This window comes from Acidaminococcus massiliensis, from assembly GCF_900095825.1.
GTDB classification, from domain to species: Bacteria; Bacillota; Negativicutes; order Acidaminococcales; family Acidaminococcaceae; genus Acidaminococcus; species Acidaminococcus massiliensis.
Genome location: NZ_LT608315.1, coordinates 1,790,363 through 1,810,148, shown reverse-complemented (window position 1 = coordinate 1,810,148; position 19,786 = coordinate 1,790,363). Strand labels below are relative to the sequence as shown.

The following is a 19,786-nucleotide window of genomic DNA, read 5'->3' as shown; positions in this document are numbered from 1 at the left end:
CAAAAAAGAAAGAGGCGGTTGACGCTGTCCCCTGCGCCCCCGCTTCTTCTCTGTCTTATTTGGCTTTGGCCGCTTCCTGCCGGGCCAGTTCATCGCACCGTTCGTTCAAGGCGATCCCCACATGGCCCCGTACCCAGTGGAAGGTGACTTTCCGGCTGCCGTAGAGCCGGTCCAGTTCCACCCACAGTTCCTGGTTGAGCACCGGCGTCCCATCCGCCTTTTTCCAGCCTCTCCGCTTCCAGCCGGCCACCCACCGGGTGATCCCGTTCTGCAGGTACTGGCTGTCTGTGAAGAGGGCCACCCGGCTGCCTTCCGGGGCAAAGGCCAGAGCCTCGATGGCAGCGGTCATCTCCATCCGGTTGTTGGTGGTGGAAGGGTCTCCGCCGGAGCGTTCCGTCACTTCCCCGGTGGCTGCTTCTTCCGCTACGAAGGCCCAGCCCCCCGGTCCATTGGGATTCCGCAGGCAGGACCCGTCGGTATAGATCACATACTCTTCCCCTTCCAGGGCAGGCGGCTCCCCGGCAGTATCCTTTCCTGCCGGGTGCTTGGGCGAAGGTGCCGGAGAAGGATTCCCTGCCCCCTCCTCTCCCTGGAGCCAGGCTTCTGCTTCCTCCCGGCTGGTGAATCCCTTGAAACGGGCTCCAGGGTACCCGCTCACCTGTTCCTGGCATTCTGCCCAGGTGCTGAACAGTCCCGTTTTCCGTCCCTTGCGTACTGCGTAGATCTTTTTGGCTGCCATACGTTCTGCTCCTTCTGTATCCATGTTTTTTTCTTTCCTTATATATTGTAGCACAGCAAAAGCAGGACCGTACAGGTGTTTTCCCAAAAGGACAGGCAGAGATATGGTATAATACTCCCTAGTTGGACAGAAAGGAGATTTTCTATGACAGAATGTTTGATTGTAGGAGTAGGAGGGTTCATCGGTTCCGTCTGCCGGTACCTGATCGGACTGGTTCCCTATGAACACAGCAGCGGGTTCCCTCTCAAGACCTTTTTCATCAATATCATCGGTGCCTTCCTGATCGGCCTGGTAGCAGCCCTGGCTGCCCGGAACAGCCTCCATCCCCGGCTGGCCCTGTTCTTGAAGGTGGGCATCTGCGGCGGGTTCACCACCTTTTCCTCCTTCGCCTTGGAAAGCCAGCAGCTGGTGGACAAAGGAGCCCCAGTGACCGCCGCCCTGTACATGGTCCTGAGCCTCTTCTTCGGAGTCCTGGCAGCCGTCCTGGGCCAGAAGGCCGTCTGATGGAACTCCAGCTTCCCTTTACAGAAGGGCCCCAGCGGCTGAAGACCTTTCTCCAGAGCCGGGGTCTTTCCGGAACCTACTGGAAGAAATTGAAAGCTGCCGGCGCCCTCCAAGTGAATGGAGCAGCCATCCAGCGGGACCTGCTGCTCCAACCGGGGGACCGGATTTGCTGGGATTTCCTGCCGGAAGCCTGTACCCTGGAACCGGAAAAAGTAATGCCCGCCATCCTGGCCGAAACGGAACTCTACCTGGCCGTAGATAAACCGGCGGGTCTTGTGACCCATAATGCAGGAAAAGAACGGACCCCGGCCCTGAGCCGGCAGGTGGCCTGGTATTTCCAGCAGCAGGGGATCCCCAGCGCCATCCATCCTGTCTCCCGGCTGGACCGGGAAACTTCCGGAGTGGTCCTTTTCGCCAAGAACGCCTGCCTCCACCATATGCTGGCCCAGGGGAAGCTGGAAAAGACTTATCTGGGGATCACCCTGGGCACCTGGCCAAAAAAAGCCGGACTCCTGGATGGACCCATCGGCCGCCGGCCCGGTTCCATCGTGGAACGGCAGGTTTCCCTGGAAGGTCTCCCGGCCAGGACCCGGTACCAGATCCTGGCTGAACGGGAAGGCCTTTCCCTGGTCCGGTTCCAGCTGGAGACCGGGCGGACCCATCAGATCCGGGTCCACGCAGCAGCCGCCGGCCATCCCTTGCTGGGGGACACCCTCTACGGCCCTCCCGGTGCCCCGGGACGTCACTATCTCCATGCCGGGAAGATCCGCTTCCGGGAACCGTTTACGGAACGGACCGCAGAGATCATTGCACCTGTCCCCCGGGATTTCCAAGCAGCCTGGGGCGGCCTCTTCAACATTCTCGCCCAGGATCCCCCCATGTTGGGATGAGATATGATATAATGAAGCGTAAGAGAAATTCAAGGAGGTTTCAACATGCCATTTGTAACCACTAAAGAAATGTTCAAGAAAGCCTACGAAGGCCATTATGCCGTTGGTGCCTTCAACGTCAACAATATGGAGATCGTCCAGGGGATCGTGGAAGCTGCCAAAGAAGAACAGTCTCCCCTGATCCTGCAGGTTTCTGCCGGGGCCCGGAAGTATGCCAAGCACAACTACCTGCTCCACCTGGTAGAAGCGGCCATGGAAGATACGGGCCTGCCCATCGCCCTGCATCTGGACCACGGTGCCGATTTCGACATCTGCAAGGCCTGCGTGGACGGTGGCTTCACCTCTGTGATGATCGACGGTTCCAAATATCCTTTTGAAGAAAACATCGAACTGACCAAACGGGTGGTGGACTATGCCCACAACAAAGGCGTGGTGGTCGAAGCCGAACTGGGCAAACTGGCCGGCGTGGAAGATGCCGTGAAAGTGAACACCAAAGACGCCACCTATACGGATCCGGACCAGGCCGTGGAATTCGTGGAACGGACCGGGGTGGATTCCCTGGCCATCGCCATCGGGACCAGCCATGGGGCCTACAAATTCAAAGGCAAACCGGAACTGGATTTCCCCCGTCTGGAAAAGATCACCAATATGCTCCCCGGCTTCCCGCTGGTACTCCATGGGGCTTCCACGGTCATCCCGGAATTCGTGGAGGAATGCAACAAATACGGCGGCAAACTGGCCGGCGCCCAGGGCTGCCCGGAAGACATGCTGAAGAAAGCCGGCACCTTCGGGGTCTGCAAGATCAACATCGATACGGATCTGCGGCTGGCCATGACCGCTTCCATCCGGAAGTACCTGTACGAACATCCGGAAGATTTCGATCCCCGTTCCTATCTGGGCAAAGGCCGGGAAGCCATCAAACAGATGGTGGCCCACAAGATGCGGGATGTACTGAATTCCTCCCATCGGCTGTAAAACAGAAAAAAAGAACTGCCTCCCTTATTGGGCGGCAGTTCTTTTTATATGGCCGTATAGGAAGCGGTCGATCATCCCTTTGACCGATTCTTCCATATTATCTACATTCAATGCTCCCTGGTTGCTCAGCATGAAGATGCTGAAGTAGAAATTCTGGGTCATCAGGGGCAGATCGTAAATGGGCTGGATGAAGGAATCGTCCATGGCTTCCTGGAAGATTTCCCGGAGGATGACGATTTCCGAACGGATCAGTTCCGCATACCGGCGTTTCACCGCAATATCCTTTTCCGCCGGTTTCTTCCCCCACCGGACTTCCAGCTTCCAGTCCTGCTTTTCCTCATCCCAGATCAGCCGCCAGCCGGCCTGTTCGTTCAGCAGTTCAAAAAGGATGACGGCCCACAGGGTCTCGTTCTTGTGGAGGAAACGCAAAAAGGTAAAGACATAGGCTTGGAACTGTTCTGCAAAATGCTGGCTGCCTTTGACCGCCTGCTGCAAGTCTTTCACCAGTTTCCGATTCTTGGCTTCCACCAAGGTGTAGAAGAGATTTTCCTTGTTCTGGTAATATTTGTAGACCGTCCCCTTGCCCGTATCTGCGATCTGGATGATTTCATCCAGGGTCGCTTGGGAATAGCCTTTATGAGAGAATACTTTTTCCGCGGCTTTCAGGATCCTTTTTTCCTTGGAAAGAGAAGAATTGATTTTCATCATACCTGCCTGTTCCTCCAAATTCGTACTGTCTTGTCATATATTATATCATCTTTTCGCCATAATTTACTTCATTCTTCACAAAATTCCTGGTTTCCGTAAAAGAATCGAGTATATCGTTCCGCAATAGAGTACCATAATTTACAAAAATCAGCAAACTGGCAGTATGAAAAAGGGGCTGTTGCCCATGCAACAGCCCCTTTTTGAAGGAATCATTTTGCAAAATACCGAGCCAGCAGTCCGTCGAATACACGGCCGTGACGGGCTTCGTCCTTGGCCATTTCATGGACGGTGTCATGGATGGCATCGTAGCCCAGCTGTTTGGCCAGAGTAGCGATTTCTTTCTTGCCAGCGCAGGCGCCCTGTTCTGCGGCTGCCCGCATTTCCAGGTTCTTCTTGGTGCTGTCGGTGACCACTTCACCCAGCAGTTCCGCAAACTTGGCAGCGTGTTCGGCTTCTTCGAACGCGATCCGTTTGTAGGCTTCTGCCACTTCCGGATACCCTTCCCGGTCTGCTACACGGCTCATGGCCAGGTACATCCCCACTTCGGAGCATTCGCCGGTGAAGTTCTGATGCAGGCCTTCCAGGACCCGGGCATCTACACCTTTGGCAACCCCGACCACATGTTCATCGGCGTATTCCTTGACGCCTTCTTTCAGTTCATCGAATTTATCTTTCGGAGCACCGCATTGAGGGCATTTTTCCGGAGCTTCTTCTCCTTCATACACATAACCGCACACTCTGCAAATGAACTTTTTCATAAAAAAGCCTCCCCTTGTTGCTGGCCTTTCCAGAATATTGTTCTGAAAAGGCTACTTTTTAATAATTTTTATTAAAAACTTCTTACATTGTCAATTATAGCAGGTTTTCCAGGAAAAGCAAGGGGGAGAAATGAAGAAAGGGGCTGTTGCATAGAACGTGCAACAGCCCCTTGTTTTTTTACATCCCCAACTTCGCCATGATCAGGGCCAATTTGGCCTTGGTATCGTCATTTTCCTTCTTCAGGGCATCGACCTGATTCTGGAGGTCCTTGACCTGGGCGTCTTTGGCCTGGTTGTCCTGTTTCAAGGTCCGGATTTCCCGAGCCATGGCCGCTTTGGTCATCCCCGTCACCGCCGGATTCCGATCCAGGGCAATGCTGAACCCTGCATTGATCATGTTCTCTCCGTTGCCCACGGTGGCGCCCATGTTGAACAGGACGTTGTCCGAAGCCCGGTAGAAGGTCCCGAAGGCCAGGGAGTTGGCATTCCGGTAGCTGCCGAACCCGGCGGAAAGGCTCCACCGGCCGTCAGTCTCCACTGGATGGAGAGCTGCCAGGGCAGCGGCTCCGGCCCCTACCCGGTTGATCCGGGTATCCATCCGGTTCAGATGGTTCCCCAGCTCGTTGATGGCCTGCCCGGCAGAGCCGGCGATCTTCTGCAGCTGGCCCATCGTAGCCGCGTCATCCTTTTCCTTCCCATCAGCCACGCCTTGGATCCGATTGCCCCCGGCGTTGATCTCTTCACTGGAGACTTTCACCTTTCCAGCCTGGAGACCGTCTTTGTCCAGGGTCATCTTGCTGTCCCCGCTGCCGATGGTCACCTTGTCGAAGGAGACATCCTTCTTGGTGGCAATCTTGATGGCGCCGTTGTCGTTGGACAGTTCGATGTTGTCCCCGCTGGTGAAGTTCTGGACATCGCCCGCCTTGACCTTCTTCACGGTTTCCCCATTGATCTGGCTTTCCCAGCTGCCGTTGGCTGCATCCTTCACCTTCTGGTTCAGGTTGTTCAGGGCATCCACCACATTGTTGTTCTCCTTGTTTTGGATGTCTTCGCTGATCTTGGAAACATCTCCCAGATCCGAAGCCTTGGCAACGTTGTCGATGGTAATGTCCTTCACTTGATCCGGATGCATCTTATCCTGGACATGGAGCTTCACCTGATTGTCATCGGAAACCTTGTAGTCCCCGGTGTAGTTCCCCTCCTGGTCCTTTTCTCCCACCAGCTGGAAGTCGGAATTGTTCTTCTTGATTTCGCTGACATTGTCAGCCACCTGCTTCAGTTGTTCTTCCGTGGCGGCCCGTCCCTTGGTTGCAAAGTCCGGGGCCGTGATGGTGGTGTTGGTAAGGCCGCTGAGGGTACCGTTGTTGCCGTCCAGGGTCAGGCTTTCCCCAGCTCGGATGGTCCCAACATTCCCGTCGATCCGGACGCCACTGGTGCTGCTTCCGGCCTGGATGGTCCCTTTGGTTCCGTCCAAATCTACACCCCGCTCATCCGTCCCTAAGGCCACATGGTCCTTCAAAGCCACTGTGTACTGATTGGTACCCTGAGGATGGACCACATCGATGTTCTTCCCGCCGCCGATGGTAAAGGAACCGACTGCTGTGTTCACTGCGTCATTGGCAATATTCCGCACATCCTGGATATTGGCTGCATTCTGACCGTATTTGTCCAAGTCATAAATGGGTTTGCCTTCCGCATCTTTACCGCCACCGCTGGCCAGGGACGTGATCCGCTGATCTCCGGCCATGATGCCGCTGGACGTGATGCTGGGTCCGTTGGTGATCCGCAGGCCCGTCCCATCCACGTTCACCGGGTATACCCCCTGGTTGTTGGGAGCCCCCACATGGACTGCTTCGAAAGAAGGAGCCTTCTTCATCTGGATGATCAGGGCGTCTTCCTGTCCGTCACTGGTCTTGCCGGCCACCACGCTGAGATTGGATCCGTCGAAGGTATCCCCATCTCCGATGCCCGTCCCCACGATCCGCACTTTGGAACCCAGCTGGGCCGTGATGCCCTTGCTTTCTTCCGCCGTCTTATCCGCATCATGGTTCCCCAGGAAGGTGATGGGATTCTCCCAGACCTGTTTTTCCAAATCCCGCAGCTGGCCTTCTGTAGCGGCCCGGTTGGGGCTGTAGCCCACATTGACGGGATCCCAGCTGGTATTGCTGAGGCCCGTCAGGTAGTTCCCGGTCTGGGAACCCTTGGCCTCCTCCGTGATCACATTCTGCAAGGACGCCGACTGCCAGCCGATGGCAAGAGGACTTGTCTTGCTGTCCCCGTCGCCGCCAAACTGTACATAGCTGCCGCCGTTGATGGTATTGGCGTTGCCGTCCAAGGTAATGGAACTGCCTGCGCCTCCGCTGCCCAGCTTGATTTTGTCGCTGAGCGCCACATCATAGGTGTGGTGGATGCCGTCCGCTTCCAGGGTATCCGTCAAGGTCAGATTGCCCTCTGCCTGGTTATGGTTCACCGTCAGCTTGGTGGCATTGTTGGCCTTGGCTTCCACATTTTTCAGCTGGCCGTAGGTGGCCGCATCGCTGTCCTTCACCCCATCAGCTACATCGCTGATGGTCTGGCTCCCCGCAGAGATCCCGTCATCGGCGGTGAATTTGGCCAGGTATTCCGTGCTGCTCTTGGGGCTCAGATAGAGGCCGGTCTTGGTCAAATGGGACGCATTTTCCCGGCTGTCCCCCATATAGATGTCCGTCATCCCATCCAGGACTTTGGACAGGCGGACGCTGAGGCCGCCATTTTCCGCCACTACACCGATGTTCTTGTCGGTCAGAGCAGTGAGCTGCTGGGTATCGGTCTGGCCGCCGGTGATGGAGAGGGTCTGGTTCAACTGTTTTTTCAGGACATTCTGTTCGGCCTTGTCTCCGCTGGCCGCTGCATAGTTGTCCCCAGTGAACCGCAGACCATCTTCCAGGATGGCGATTTCATGGGTATTACCCACATTGCCGTTGTTGTAGGTCAGCCGGGTGGTGGCCGCATCGGTGCTGGCCAGGGAAGCGGTCCCCATCTTGGTCATGATGTTGGCCTGGGCATTTTCCATCCCTTGCAGATGCAGCTGGCCGATGGAACCAGCTTCCCCCTCCAGCTTCACAGCAGTCAGGGAAGCGGCATCGCTGCCCTTCTGACCCACGTGGAGTTCATCCACCTGCACCTTCCGGTCCAGCTGGAGGGTCATGGTCCCATCCTTCACCGTAGTATGGATATTCTGGGCTCCATCCTGATCCGTGGCACCGGCGATCTTCAAGGTATCCCCCAGATGGACCGTAGCCGATGTATTGTCTCCGGCCGCGAAGGTCAGTCCCTTGATTTTCCCATCACCAGCATTGATGATGGACTTGATCTGGCCGTAGTTCACTGCATCAGTATCGCTGGTCCCAGCAGCCACGTTGGTGATCCGATTGTTCCCGTTGTCCAAGCCCTGATTGGTCAGAGATACCGGCTTCTGGGCCGCATTTTCTGGAGTCAGGGTCAGGGCTGTGCTGCTAAGGACCGCCGTATCCCCGTTATCGTTGGTGAAGGTAGCACTGGACAGGCCCGTCAGGTCCTTGGCCAGCCGGATTTCCACTTCCCCGCCCTGGGTAGAACCGTCTTCGTTCAGCACCTTGGGCTTCGTCACCACACCGATATTGTTTTTCGTCAGATACGTATTGGCCGTATCCGATGTGATTTGGGACGCATGTGTGTTATCCATACCGCGCAATGCCACGGTGCCGTTCAATTTCTCTGTCAGGTTCTTGTCCCCGTTGTCGCCGGAGAAGACATATCCGTCATCCAGGGTAGCGATCTGGTGGGCCGTGTTGTAGTTATCCCGATAGGCAAGGCGTACAGGCTGGTTCTTCGTGATGGTTCCGGAACCGTTGGTCTGGTACACTTCCTGCAGGAAAGGAGCCGCCATATACGTCTGATCCGGAGCGGCGCTGAGGACGGAAATATCCGCCTGGGCCCGGGGATAGGTGTCGCTGACATGGGTAGCATCGCCCCGCAGGGTCAGGATCCCCGTCTGGTTTTCCGCATCTGCCGTCAAGGCCACGCTGTCCACACTGGTATCGCTGTGGGTGGGATAGGTGCTGCCGATGTGGATGCCTTTCACGTACACGTTATCCGCCAGGGAAACCTGCAGACTGCCATCTTTGGCCGTATCGCTGCCAGAAGAACTGGTGCTGATGTTGGAATCCCCAGAGATGGTCAGGGTATTTCCGTGGTTCAGCTTCACCGCAGACCCTCTGTCCCCGGCCACATTGATGGCCTGGTTCCGATAGGTGATCACTTCGTTCAGCTGTCTGCCCGTGACCGCATCGGTGGAGGTGGAACTGATGGTCCCGTCTGCCAGATTGGTCAGTTTGACCGGGGTGGCAGAAGTGCTGCCCCCCAGGGTCACCTGGTCTTTGGCCTCACTGTCATAGACCACCGCGTTGGATCCGCTCACATCGGCTCCCTGGAAGTCGGCTGCCACCGTATAGATGGTATGGCCGTCTTTGGCACTGGCAGTGTCTTTGCTCACGGTCACGTTCTTTCCGGCTTTCACTTCCGCAGAAGCGGCTGCCTTGGCCTCGTCCAGCTGTTTCACGTTCACCGCATCGGTTTCCGCCGTGCCAGCCGCTACACCGCTGATGGCCTTGCCGCCGGCATCGATCCCTTCCTGGCCGAGGCTGACGGCAGAATCTGCGAAGCTGATCTGCTTCAGCCCCGTCAGAGTGTCCGCCAGCTGTACCTTCAAGGTATCTTTCCCATCGGAAACCACCCCGATGTTCCCGGCTGTGAGGCCGGATCCGGCCGCGGTGTTCCCCTGGATCTTCAGGGTGCTGGTGAGAGGCAGGTTCAGGGTGTTCCCCTGGTTGGCATCCCCTTGGACGTAGAACCCGTCATCCAGGGTGGCCACAGTGTGATCCCGCTGGTCCACCCCATCCCGGTACATCAGCCGGGTCACGGCCCGATTTTTATCAGTCAGGTCGGATCCCAGGGCATTCTTCACATAGATGTCCGCAGAAGCAGAGCTGGTCTGCCCGTCCTGGGCCTCCTTGATTCCGGTCAGCTTCAGATGGCCGGTCAGGGTACTGTCCGTATCGCTGGCAGCCTGGGTGTACAGCCGAGCGGCCGGATCTGCTACCGTGCCGTCAGTACCGATGTTCCCCAAGTTCAGAGAACGGCCCACCATATCCTGCTTCATGTACAGACTGGTGGTCACGGAACCGTCACTGTTCCCCACGGTCCGGGCTGTCAGATTGGCTTTGGAATAGTCAGAGGCCAAAGCTTCCTCCAGGGTCTGGCTGCCCGTCAGTGCTACATCCGCACCTTGGAAGGCAGCCGTTTTCCCCAGGGTCAGGGTAGCAGTGGTGCCGTTGTTCCCGGCAAACACATCCCTGGCATCGCTGAGCATGGTGCGCACATCCCCGATGTTGGCGGCATGGTTGTAATTTTCCTGTCCCGCCACGGTATCATCGTAGAGATAGGAAGTGTCTGTCACCTTCTGCAGGCCGCTGCCCACTTTCGTCACCTGCTGGCCGCCGGCACTGATGCCGCTGCGGGTGAACCGGGCCGCAGCATCACCTTCTCCCAGGCTCAGGCCCCCGGCACTCACCAGGGCTGTTTGCTCGTCGCTTCCGGTTTTCCCGTTGGTGAAGGACGCACTGGTAAGGCCGCTAAGATCCTTGGCCAGACCCACCTGGTACTCGGTTTTCTTCCCATCCGCACTGGGCGTACTGGATACAGTGATATTGGAGCCTGCACTGACGGAACTCAAAGCCCCGCCGGAAATATCTCCGCTCTTGATCTTGCTGACCACGTCCTGGAGCTGTCCTTCGGTGGCTGCCCGGGATTCGTGGATCTCATCTGCTTTATAGGTCACATTGGAAAGACCGGTGATGGTATCCTTATCCACCCACTGGGTCTTGTCCTTGTCCGCCGGATGGCTTTCCGCACTGTTCAGGGTCATGCCGCCCACGGAGACAGACCCGGCAGCCACGTTCCCCGTGGTGCTGAAGGACCCAGCGGTCACTTTGCCGGTTGTGCTATCCAGAGTGATCTGCTGGCCAATGGCAGCGGTCCCATTTGCCCCATCCAGGGTGATCTGTTTGGCCGTTTCCGTGCCCAGAGTCACCTTGTCATTCAGTTTCAGCGCGTAATTGGTGGAACCATTGGCGTTCGCAGTAGACTCCAAGCCCAGATTGCCGCCGCTGACGGTAACAGTGGTATGTTTGGCCGCTTCCGTCTGAGCAGCTTCCGCTTTCTGCTGGACTTTGTACACATCGCCCCCGTTGACTCCGTCCGTGGAACCTTCCGCCACGGTGCCGGAGCCTACGTTCTGGATTTTCCGGCCGCCCAAGTCGATCTGATCCGAAGTCAGGGTCAAGGCTTTGGCGGAAGAGCCCGCATTTGGTGTCAGCTTCAGCCCCGTCCCATCCACCGTCAGGGAAGTGGTATCTCCGGTAAAGGCGGCAGAAGTCAGGCCCGTAAGCTCTTTGGCCAGACGCAGGTTCAGAGTATTGGTGCTGCTGTCGGCCACCACCCCGATATTCCCGCTGGTGAGCAGGGAATCCGCCGGATGGTCAGCATCAAGGGTGACGCCACCCTTCAGGTTCAGGGTATGGTTCAGCAGGATATCCGCTTTGCCGCTGTCTCCAGCCGCATGGAAGCCATCTTCCATGGTGGCCAAGGCATAGGTGTAGTTCCCTTCATCGGTATAGTAGATCCGGGTGACCGGCAGATCCGGATTGGTCAGGTAGCCTTTGCTGTTGTCCCCTTCCGAACCGTCTTTCACGAAGATGTCCGCAGAAGTATGGGTCACCGTGGAATTGTCCGCATAGGCCGTGCGTTTTTCCCCGGCCAGGAACAGGTGGCCGGTCATGGCCGTATCACTGTCCGCCTTGGACTGGGCCTGATACAGGGAAGCGATCCGGTCGCTTGCCGCTACGTTCCCGTCGGTGCCGATGGTCCCCAAGGTCAGGGAACGGCCCACCAGGTCTTTCTTCAGGTACACCGTAGTGGTCACATTGCCGTCACTGCCGCTGACCTGGGTGGTCACATTGGCAGAAGAATAGTCATTGGCCAGCTTGTCTGCCAGGGTATCCGTAGCGGACAGGCCCACTTCCGATCCCTGGATGGAAATGGTCCCGCCCAAGGCCAGATTGGATTTGGTGCTGTTGTTGCCGGCCACATAGGTGCCGATGTCCGCCTTTTCTTGGACCAGTTTGTGCACATCCCCGATGCTGGCCGCATTGTTGTAGTCTGCCTGGCCGGTGACTGTGGTGTCATAGGTGCTGACCGTCCCATCCGTACCGGTGATGCCGCTGCCCAGCTGCTTGATCTGCTGGGAACCGGCGCTGATGCCGCTGCGGGTGAACCGGGCTGCCCCATCATCGGTTCCCAGGGTTAGGCCATTCGCTGTCAGGGTATTCGTCTCTTCCTCCTGTCCCGTTTTGCCATTGGTGAATACAGCACTGGTCAATCCGGTCAGTTCCGGTGTCAAGGAAGCCGTATACGTAGTGATTTTCCCCGTATCATCCTTGCTGCTGCTGATGGAGATGTTGCTGCTGCCGGCAACCACTGTGGACCCAGCTGAAATCTGTCCTGCATTGATCTGGGAAACCAGGCTCTGGAGCTGACCTTCTGTAGCTGCCCGGTTGCTGACGATATTCTTGTCATCATAGGTGGTATTCCCCAAACCAGTAATGGTGTCTTTCATGACGTTGGGATCGGCCGTGCTGTCAGCTGCGCTGTGGAGGATGATATCTCCAACAGTCACACTGGAAGCACTGACCGCACCGCTGGCCGTCAATGAAGTGACGCCCACAGCCCCGGTGGCGCCATGCAAGGTAATCTGCTTTCCGAAAGAAGAAATCCCCGTATCACTGCCGTCCAGGACCACCTGGTTGTCCCCGGTGCCCAGGGTGATCTTGTTGTTCAGTTTCAGGGCATAGTCGGCCCCCTTGGTCTCGTTTTCGGCCGTGGTCGTCAGCACCAAGTTGTTGTCTCCCACACTGACGGTGGAATGTTTCTTGGCTTCTATCTGGGCCTGGTTAGCCGCTTCCTGGACTGTATGGAGCTGGCTGCCGTTCACCGCGTCGGTGGAATCAGCCCCAATGATGCCGGCGGCGAGGCCGGTGACCTTCCGGTTCCCCAGATTGATGCCTGTGCTGGCATTGATCACCAGGGAATCGCCCCCGGAATTTCCTGCTGCAGGGGCAATAGTCAGCCCCTCACCGGTAAGGGTGGTGGTGAATTTCTCTCCTGTGACGGCAACGCTGGTCAGATCTTTCAGTTCCTTGGCCAGGGCAATGGTCAGGCCCTGTTTCCCGTCGCTGGTCACCCCGATATTCCCGGCAGTGAGCTTGCCGGTATCCGCTCCTCCGGTCACATCCAACGTACCGTTCAGCAGCACAGCCGAAGTGTTCCCGTCATCCCCTTTGAACTTCAGACCGTCTTCTAAGGTTGCCAGTTCATGGGTGCCGGTGCTTTCATCGGCATACATCACCCGGGTCATCTTCTTGCTGTCCGCCGGCTGCAGTTCATCGCTGCCATCCTGGACGTAGATATCCGCACTGGTCTGGTCAGCCGCTGTCACCGTATCTGTCGGCTTGGTCCCTTTCAGGACCAAATGGCCGGTCTGGGTGGTATCGGTGCTGCTGGCCGCCTGGGCTTTCAGCACAGCCACGGGATTGGCGATGGCCCCATTTGCATCCTGGGTCCCCAAAGAGAGGGACCGGCCCGCCATATCTTTTTTCCCGTAAATCGTCGTGGTGACCGTCCCGTCAGCGGCTTTTGCCGTCACGGTGGTCAGGTTGGCCGTAGTATAGTCCTCTGCCAGGGTCGTCCCATCAGCCAAATCGGCCCCTTGGATCTTGGCCGTCTTCCCCAGGGCCAGGGTCTCTTTCCCTGTATTTCCGGCGAAAACGATCCCCGTATCCGTCAGGGTCTGGCTCTGGGCCTTCAAGTCTCCCACGGTGGCCGCATTGTTGTCCACGCTGTCCGTATACATCTTCCCGTTGAGTCCGCTGGCCACATGCTGGATCTGCTGGTTCCCGGCGCTGACTTTCGTCCGGGTGAACTGGGCGGAGGTATCCTCGCTGCCCAGGCTGATCCCGTCAGAAGACAGCACAGCCGTCTGGGCCTCGGTCCCAGTCTTGCCGTTGGTGAATTCTGCGCGGGTGAGCCCAGTGAGCACAGGGCTCAGGCCAATGGTATATTGGGTCTTGGAAGGATCCGACTTGTCATCGGCCACCACGCTGATGTTGGAGCCTTCCTTCACGGTGGTCAAAAGGCCCTTGACGATGCTTCCGTTCTGGATGCTGGCGATCACATCCCCCAGTTCCCCTTCCGTAGCTGCCCGGCTGTCCACCAGCTGGGTAGTGCTGGTATAGCTGGTGTTGGAAAGGCCGGTGATGGTGTCAGCTGCAATATTATGGGCTGCATCCGCCGTACTGTTCAGATGGATATTCCCTACAGCTACGCTCCCAGCCTGTACATTGCCGCTGACCAGGAGGGAAGAACCGGTGATGGCACCAGTTGTCCCGTCCACGGTCACCGCAGTGGTCCCAGAGCCAAAGGAAGCGTTCCCCTTCGTTCCATCCAGGGTGATGGCCGTTCCGTTGCTGCCCAGTGTCACCGTATCTTTCAGGCTCACGGTGTAGTTCTTGGAGCCGTCCGTATTGTCCGAATGCGCCACGTCCACATTCCCGGATCCGCTGACGGTAGAATGTTTCTGGGCTTCCTTCTGGGCATTTTCGGCAGTTTCTTTCACCGTATGGAGCTGGCTGCCGTTCACCGCATCCGTAGAAGTGGCAGTGACCTCTCCCGCCTGTACCCCGTGGAGCTGCCGGCCGCCCAGGTCCAGATTCTGGGCCGTCAGGTTCACGGCATTCCCGCTGGAAGTGGGGGTGATGGTCAGCCCATTCCCGGTGAGCTGGGTGGTAAAGTTCCCATTGCTGAAAGCAGCGCCGGTAAGGCCGGTAAGATCCTTGGCCAGCCGGACTTCCAGCTTTCCATTACCGTCTGCCACCAGCCCGATGTTCTTGTCACTGAGCTGGGTCAGGCTGTCGACGCTGGTTTCTCCCCCCGTGAGGGTCAATGTTTCGTTGAGCTTTTTGGTCACCGGTGTGCCGCTGTCCCCGGCAAAGGTCATGCCCGCACCATCCAGCCGAGTGGTCAGATCCGTAATGTCACCCGCATTCTTCGTCACATTCTGGTTGGTGGCAAAGAGCTGGCTGCCATTCACGGCATCGGTGCTGTCTGCGCTGAGATCCCCAGCCTGGACAGCCGTTACTTTCTGGCCGTTGGCATGGAGGCCTTGGCTGTCGATGTAGATCTTCGTTCCCACTTTATAGGCAGGGGCCGTCACCCCGCTGGCATCGATCTTCGTCTGGGCACTCCCGCTGTTGAAGGTGGCATCTGTCAGGCCCTTCAAGCTCTTGGCCAGCTGGACCGTCAGGCCGCCGTTGCCGCTGGAGACCACGCCGATGTTGCCTGGAGTCAGATTTTCCGTTTGGTCGATGCCCCCAGTGATGCTCAGGGTACTGTTCAAAGCCAAGGTGTTGGCCGTACCTGTATCCCCGGCAAAGGTATAGCCGTCACTGGTCAGAGCCACCAAATGGGCGTTGTTCTGGGTATCCAGATAATCCAGACGGGTGCTGCCGCTGGCATCCTGATCGGCCGTCAGGTAGAGCTGGGAATTATTCTTCCCCTTGATGCCCACATAGCCATAAGTATCTGTCCCCACCGTATTTTCACCCAGGATAATGGGATAATTCACCTTTCCTGTAGGACTGTTTTCCTTAGGAATTTGCGTTCCCACGTAAATCTTGTTTTCCTGGATTTCCGGCGCCATGGTTACGGTCAGTTCGCCCTTTTCGGTGACCTGGGTGCTCAGGTTCTTGTGACTGCTGTCCCCGCCGGCCCCTTTCAGGGTCACGGTGCCGCCGATGGCCACACTGGTGGGGTTCGTATGGGAGCCCGCCGCGCTTTCAGCCCCGAAGGAAATCCCCTTGGCCGAACCATCTGCGTTCAGGATATTCGTCAGCTGGCTGCCGATGATGGCATCAGTGGAGGTGCTGGAAATATCCCCCGCTTTCACATTGGTGATTTTCTTTCCTCCATTGTTCAAGCCGCTGGCGGTAAGAGAAATCCCTGTGGTCCCCAGGGTCAGGCCGCTGCCATCGATGGTAGTGGTCCCGAACTGGGCGCTGGTCAGGCCTTTCAGTTCCTGGCTCAGCTTGATGGTCAAAGAGCCGTCCTCACTGCTGGCCTGGACCCCGATATTGCTGTCGCTGAGTTTGGTGGCATCAGCCCCGCCTTTGATCTGGAGATAATTGGCGGTAGCATTTTTTCCCGGTTCCGTAGCCCGGAGCTTCCGGGAAATGACATTGGTCCCGGAAACTGTATCCGAATCGCTGTCGATCTGTACCTGGGAATTATCCCCGCCAAAAGACAGACCGTCCGTCAAGGTAGCCAGATGGTGGGCATGGCCTTCCTGATCCGTATATTCCAGACGGGTCATCCGGGATTTGCCTTCGCTGTCCGTATAGTTAAAATCACTGCCCGGGATAGGGGACCCAGCATAAGAAGTGATGACTGCTGATGTCCCATTCTTGCCGTTGATGCCCACGTACCCGATGGTGGCATCGTTTTTGTCCGTTCCCAGGACCACGGGATAATTCACCCGGCTGTCCTTAGGTTCGGCCAGGGCTGAACCCACATCGATCCGGTCTTCCACCAGTTCCTTATCCAACAAGATCTGGAGCACGCCGTTTTCATCCACGTAGGTCTTCAGATTGGTGCCGGAGTAATTCGCATTGTCTTTGGTCCCGGTACCTTGGATCAGGATGGGATTTTCTCCCAGTTTCCGGGCAATGGTGCCGCCGCCATTGCCTCCCACCTGGATGGTCTTATTTTCGAAAGCAGTCAGCTCGTTGGAAACCTTGCTCAACTGACCGAAATTCACCGCATCTGTATTCTCCGTCCCAGCAGCCAGCCCGGTGATCTTCTTGCTCCCCATGAAAAGCCCATTGCCGTTGAGGGAAATATCTGAAGTCCCGTCTGCCGTGGAAGCATTCTTTACGGTAATGCTGTTTTTGGCTGTCACAGAATCAAAGGAAGGTGTCGTGGTCATGACCACTTCCAGGCCGTCGCCGTTGGCATTTTTCCGCACGCCCAAGTTGGCAGTGCTGGCTGCTCCGTCTTTCAGGGCATCCCCAGTGAGGCCGCCTGTGAGGTTGAAATTGCCGCCCAAAGATTGGGTGACTTTCTGGTTATCGTTGCCTGTCAGGGAAAGCCCTTCCTGTTCCAGGGCTTTCAATTGGGCCACGTTCACTGCGTCCGTATCCTTGGTGCCGGCAGCCAGGTTGGTGATCTGCCGGGTATATATTTTCTCCCCAGAATCTGTCTTAAACGTTCCCCCTCCCAGAGAAACAGCTCCTATGGTAGAAGTCCATACGGAATCAGCCTGGTCCGCTTTTTTACTGCCACTGAGATATCCAGCTAGGCCAGCAGCTGTACTGGCCTGGGAGCCAGTTCCCAAGGCCACGCCGCCGGTAACCGTAACACTGGAAGTACCGCCCAACGCCACGCCGCCATAGCTGGAGACATTGGCACCGCCGCCCAAAGCCACACCGCCGAAACCAGTGGAACTGGAACTGTTGCCAAAGGCAATGGCTCCCGTCCCTTGCGCTTTGGCATAGGGACCTATGGCCATTGAACTAAAGAGCGTATCATCATTCGCTGCACTTCCTGCCAAAGAAGAATAGCCGATAGCCAGGGAGCCCACTCCATAAGCCTGGGCCTTATTCCCGGCTGCCAGAGAATTGAGCCCGTGGGCCCCGTCGTTCAGATAATTGCTGCCAGTGCCCGTATCCGTTGCATTGACGCTGTAATAGCGGGTGGCCGTCTTGGCTACGTTCTGTTCCACTTTTTCGATGGATTGGGTCACCCCATAGAGTTGGCTGCCGTTGATTGCATCAGTGGAAGTGCTGCTCACCCGGCCGGCTGCCACATGGGTGATGGTCCGGGTATGATCCACCCCATCCTGGGTATGGCCTACGCTGACGGTCCCCTCCGGGTTGGACCCGGCAAACTGATAGGTAGTGGAATCGGATGTTTCCCCATAGGTATCCTTGATAGACATGGATGCCGTACCTACCGTATCTCCGCTTTCCACCTGAGAACCTGCCCCCAGGGCCACGCTGTTTTCGGCACCAGCAGAAGCCCCGCTGCCCAGGGCCAGCCCTTTGTTGGCCGTGACTTTTGACAGATACCCCAAGGCCGTCCCTTCCAGGGCATTGGTTTCGGCAGACGTACCGATGGCGGTGCTGTGGAGGGCATTGTTGGCCCCAGCTTTGGCCTGGTAGCCGATGGCCACCGTCCCGTCGCTGGTGCTCTGGCTTTCCTGGCCCAAGGCTATGGCGTCCTTGCCGGAAGCGGTAGTCCCAGCTCCATATGCCGCGGCGCCTTCGCCGGTGGCGGTAGAATTATTCCCGATGCTCACGGCATTTTTACCAGTGACTTGTGAAGGTAGATAATATTGTCCATACGGATCCGTAAAAGCTCCAATATGGACAGAATTTTCTCCATCTGCTTTGGCATAAGAGCCGATGGAAATGGCCTTGGCAGCCGTTGCTTGTGCCCCGTGGCCCACAGCCACCGTCCCATCCTGCTGGGTGTTGGCACCTTGCCCCAGGGCCACACTGCTGACCCCATTGGCCGTGGCGTTGTTGCCCACCGCTGTGGCACCTTCCTGCGTGGCGGTCGCATTGATGCCCATGGCAGAAGACTTATAAGCAGAAGCCCCTTCTCCATTATAGTTTCCATACTGGGTGGAATCATCATCCCACTGAGAATTCTTTTTGAACCCCACATAATGGACTCCCCCGCCGGAAGAGTCTCCGGTGGAGCTGAGCTTATAGGTCCGGGAACCGTCGTCGTTCACGGTGGTGTTCACACTGATATTGTCCCCGGCTTCAATTTTGGTCATGGAAGCCTTCAGCTGGGCCAGGTTCACGGCATCCGTGTCATCAGTACCTGCAGCAAGGCCTCCCAGACGGCGGGTCACCCATTGAGATTTATCTTGACTTGTTACATCGCCGATGGAAACTCCCCCATAAGTGGAATTCCAGATCGGCGTATCCAGGGCGCTTTGGAGATTGCTGTTCCCGGCTTGGGTTTTATCCGTATTACCATATTGATCGGTTAAAAATGGAACATAACCGATTTTCCCAGAATTTAAGTGCCAATCTTCAGCTGAAAAAGCCCCTAACGCAACCCCATCTCCGCCCCCTGAACTATGGGCTCTGTACCCGATGGCAATATTGCCGGAACCCCCTTGATTGGTTTCACTGCCCGTCCCAATGGCTATGCTGTACGTATCCCCGGCCAAGGCGGCTGCTGTATCGGCTGAAGCGGCACCGATGGCAATGCCATTCGCATTCCATGTCTTCGCTCCTGAACCGATAATGATGCCATTGGCCGCTGCTGAAGTATTATTCCCGAATACGATGCTGTTCCCGTTGACGGCCTGGGCGTTATACCCAAAGACAATGCTATTGGCACTGCCCTGAGCCCTGTCACCAGCAATGATACTGTAATCGCCTATATGTCCTGTATCAATATTTCCAAGGGTAATCGAATATTGCGGAAGATTATTCAATCCGGAAGTCGAACCAAAATTAAAAGAATGGCCCTCGTTATCCCAAGACAGCCAGAAATAATTATTGCCATAACCCAGATTTTTACTTGACGTAGCAGCATAGGCAGGTATTATGCCTGTGTTCCCCGTCAGCATCCCCAACAACAGGGCCCCGGCCAACAGCGAGGCTCCTTTTCTTCCCTCATGGACGGATCTGCCTTTGGCCCCATGGTTCCTGGCAATTTCCGAGACCACCACCCAGGCGCACCGGACCTTGCTCCAAATGACTTTGTAGATTTTGTTCATGCTTGGAAATCCCCTTCCCCGTGTAAAATGCAGAAAAGCCCCTTTCCGGTCCTAGGGGACCAGAAGGAGGCTTTTCATAAGTATCCGGATCAAATGACTGTAACTGACTGTATAGTCAGTGTTTTTTTCAAAAGCAGCCGGAGCCGCCTACCGCAACCAGAAGAAGCCCCCGGAACTCCTCTCTGTTTGTTGTATTTCACAGTATATATATAACTTTTGATGATATTGAATATCATAGCACAATTGATTGTTTGTGACAAGACATTGCAGAATATGCCGCTATTGT

7 protein-coding genes are annotated in these 19,786 nt (G+C 56.6%); 3 read left to right on the top strand and 4 right to left on the bottom strand.

Features of this window, described 5'->3' with window-relative positions:
- Positions 1-55 precede the first annotated feature (55 nt).
- Complete coding sequence (rnhA, locus tag BQ2657_RS08705) at positions 56-763, bottom strand: ribonuclease HI (RefSeq protein ID WP_222704325.1); 708 nt, start codon at positions 761-763, stop codon at positions 56-58.
- Positions 764-883: 120 nt separating this feature from the next.
- Here rnhA and crcB point away from each other — a divergent pair, with 120 nt between their 5' ends.
- Genes crcB through fba form a run of 3 tightly spaced genes read left to right on the top strand, consistent with a single transcriptional unit; the run spans position 884 to position 3,108 of the window.
- Positions 884-1,243, top strand: a complete 360-nt coding sequence (gene crcB, locus BQ2657_RS08700; protein WP_075580269.1) for a fluoride efflux transporter CrcB — start codon at positions 884-886, stop codon at positions 1,241-1,243.
- Positions 1,243-2,133 (top strand): RluA family pseudouridine synthase, encoded by an 891-nt coding sequence (locus tag BQ2657_RS08695; protein WP_075580268.1) that lies wholly within the window; start codon positions 1,243-1,245, stop codon positions 2,131-2,133. The genes crcB and BQ2657_RS08695 overlap by 1 nt, the downstream gene beginning before the upstream one ends.
- A 45-nt stretch (positions 2,134-2,178) precedes the next feature.
- Positions 2,179-3,108, top strand: a complete 930-nt coding sequence (gene fba / locus BQ2657_RS08690) for a class II fructose-1,6-bisphosphate aldolase (protein ID WP_075580267.1) — start codon at positions 2,179-2,181, stop codon at positions 3,106-3,108.
- Between the two features lie 24 nt (positions 3,109-3,132).
- Here fba and BQ2657_RS08685 read toward each other — a convergent pair whose 3' ends face one another.
- The 3 genes from BQ2657_RS08685 to BQ2657_RS08675 form a co-directional block, all read right to left on the bottom strand.
- The gene (locus BQ2657_RS08685; protein WP_075580266.1) at positions 3,133-3,816 is read right to left on the bottom strand and encodes a TetR/AcrR family transcriptional regulator; all 684 of its coding nucleotides are present in this window, start codon (positions 3,814-3,816) and stop codon (positions 3,133-3,135) included.
- Between the two features lie 209 nt (positions 3,817-4,025).
- Complete coding sequence (locus BQ2657_RS08680; protein WP_075580265.1) at positions 4,026-4,574, bottom strand: ferritin family protein; 549 nt, start codon at positions 4,572-4,574, stop codon at positions 4,026-4,028.
- Between the two features lie 178 nt (positions 4,575-4,752).
- Positions 4,753-19,500, bottom strand: coding sequence for an ESPR-type extended signal peptide-containing protein (locus BQ2657_RS08675; RefSeq protein WP_075580264.1), 14,748 nt, complete (start codon positions 19,498-19,500; stop codon positions 4,753-4,755).
- Positions 19,501-19,786: the final 286 nt, after the last annotated feature.

Bases quoted from the DNA above. Each gene is read 5' to 3' on its own strand.
- BQ2657_RS08680 (WP_075580265.1), bottom strand. From the start codon at position 4,574: ATGAAAAAGTTCATTTGCAGAGTGTGCGGTTATGTGTATGAAGGAGAA.
- rnhA (WP_222704325.1), bottom strand. From the start codon at position 763: ATGGATACAGAAGGAGCAGAACGTATGGCAGCCAAAAAGATCTACGCA.
- BQ2657_RS08675 (WP_075580264.1), bottom strand. From the start codon at position 19,500: ATGAACAAAATCTACAAAGTCATTTGGAGCAAGGTCCGGTGCGCCTGG.
- BQ2657_RS08695 (WP_075580268.1), top strand. From the start codon at position 1,243: ATGGAACTCCAGCTTCCCTTTACAGAAGGGCCCCAGCGGCTGAAGACC.
- crcB (WP_075580269.1), top strand. From the start codon at position 884: ATGACAGAATGTTTGATTGTAGGAGTAGGAGGGTTCATCGGTTCCGTC.
- fba (WP_075580267.1), top strand. From the start codon at position 2,179: ATGCCATTTGTAACCACTAAAGAAATGTTCAAGAAAGCCTACGAAGGC.
- BQ2657_RS08685 (WP_075580266.1), bottom strand. From the start codon at position 3,816: ATGATGAAAATCAATTCTTCTCTTTCCAAGGAAAAAAGGATCCTGAAA.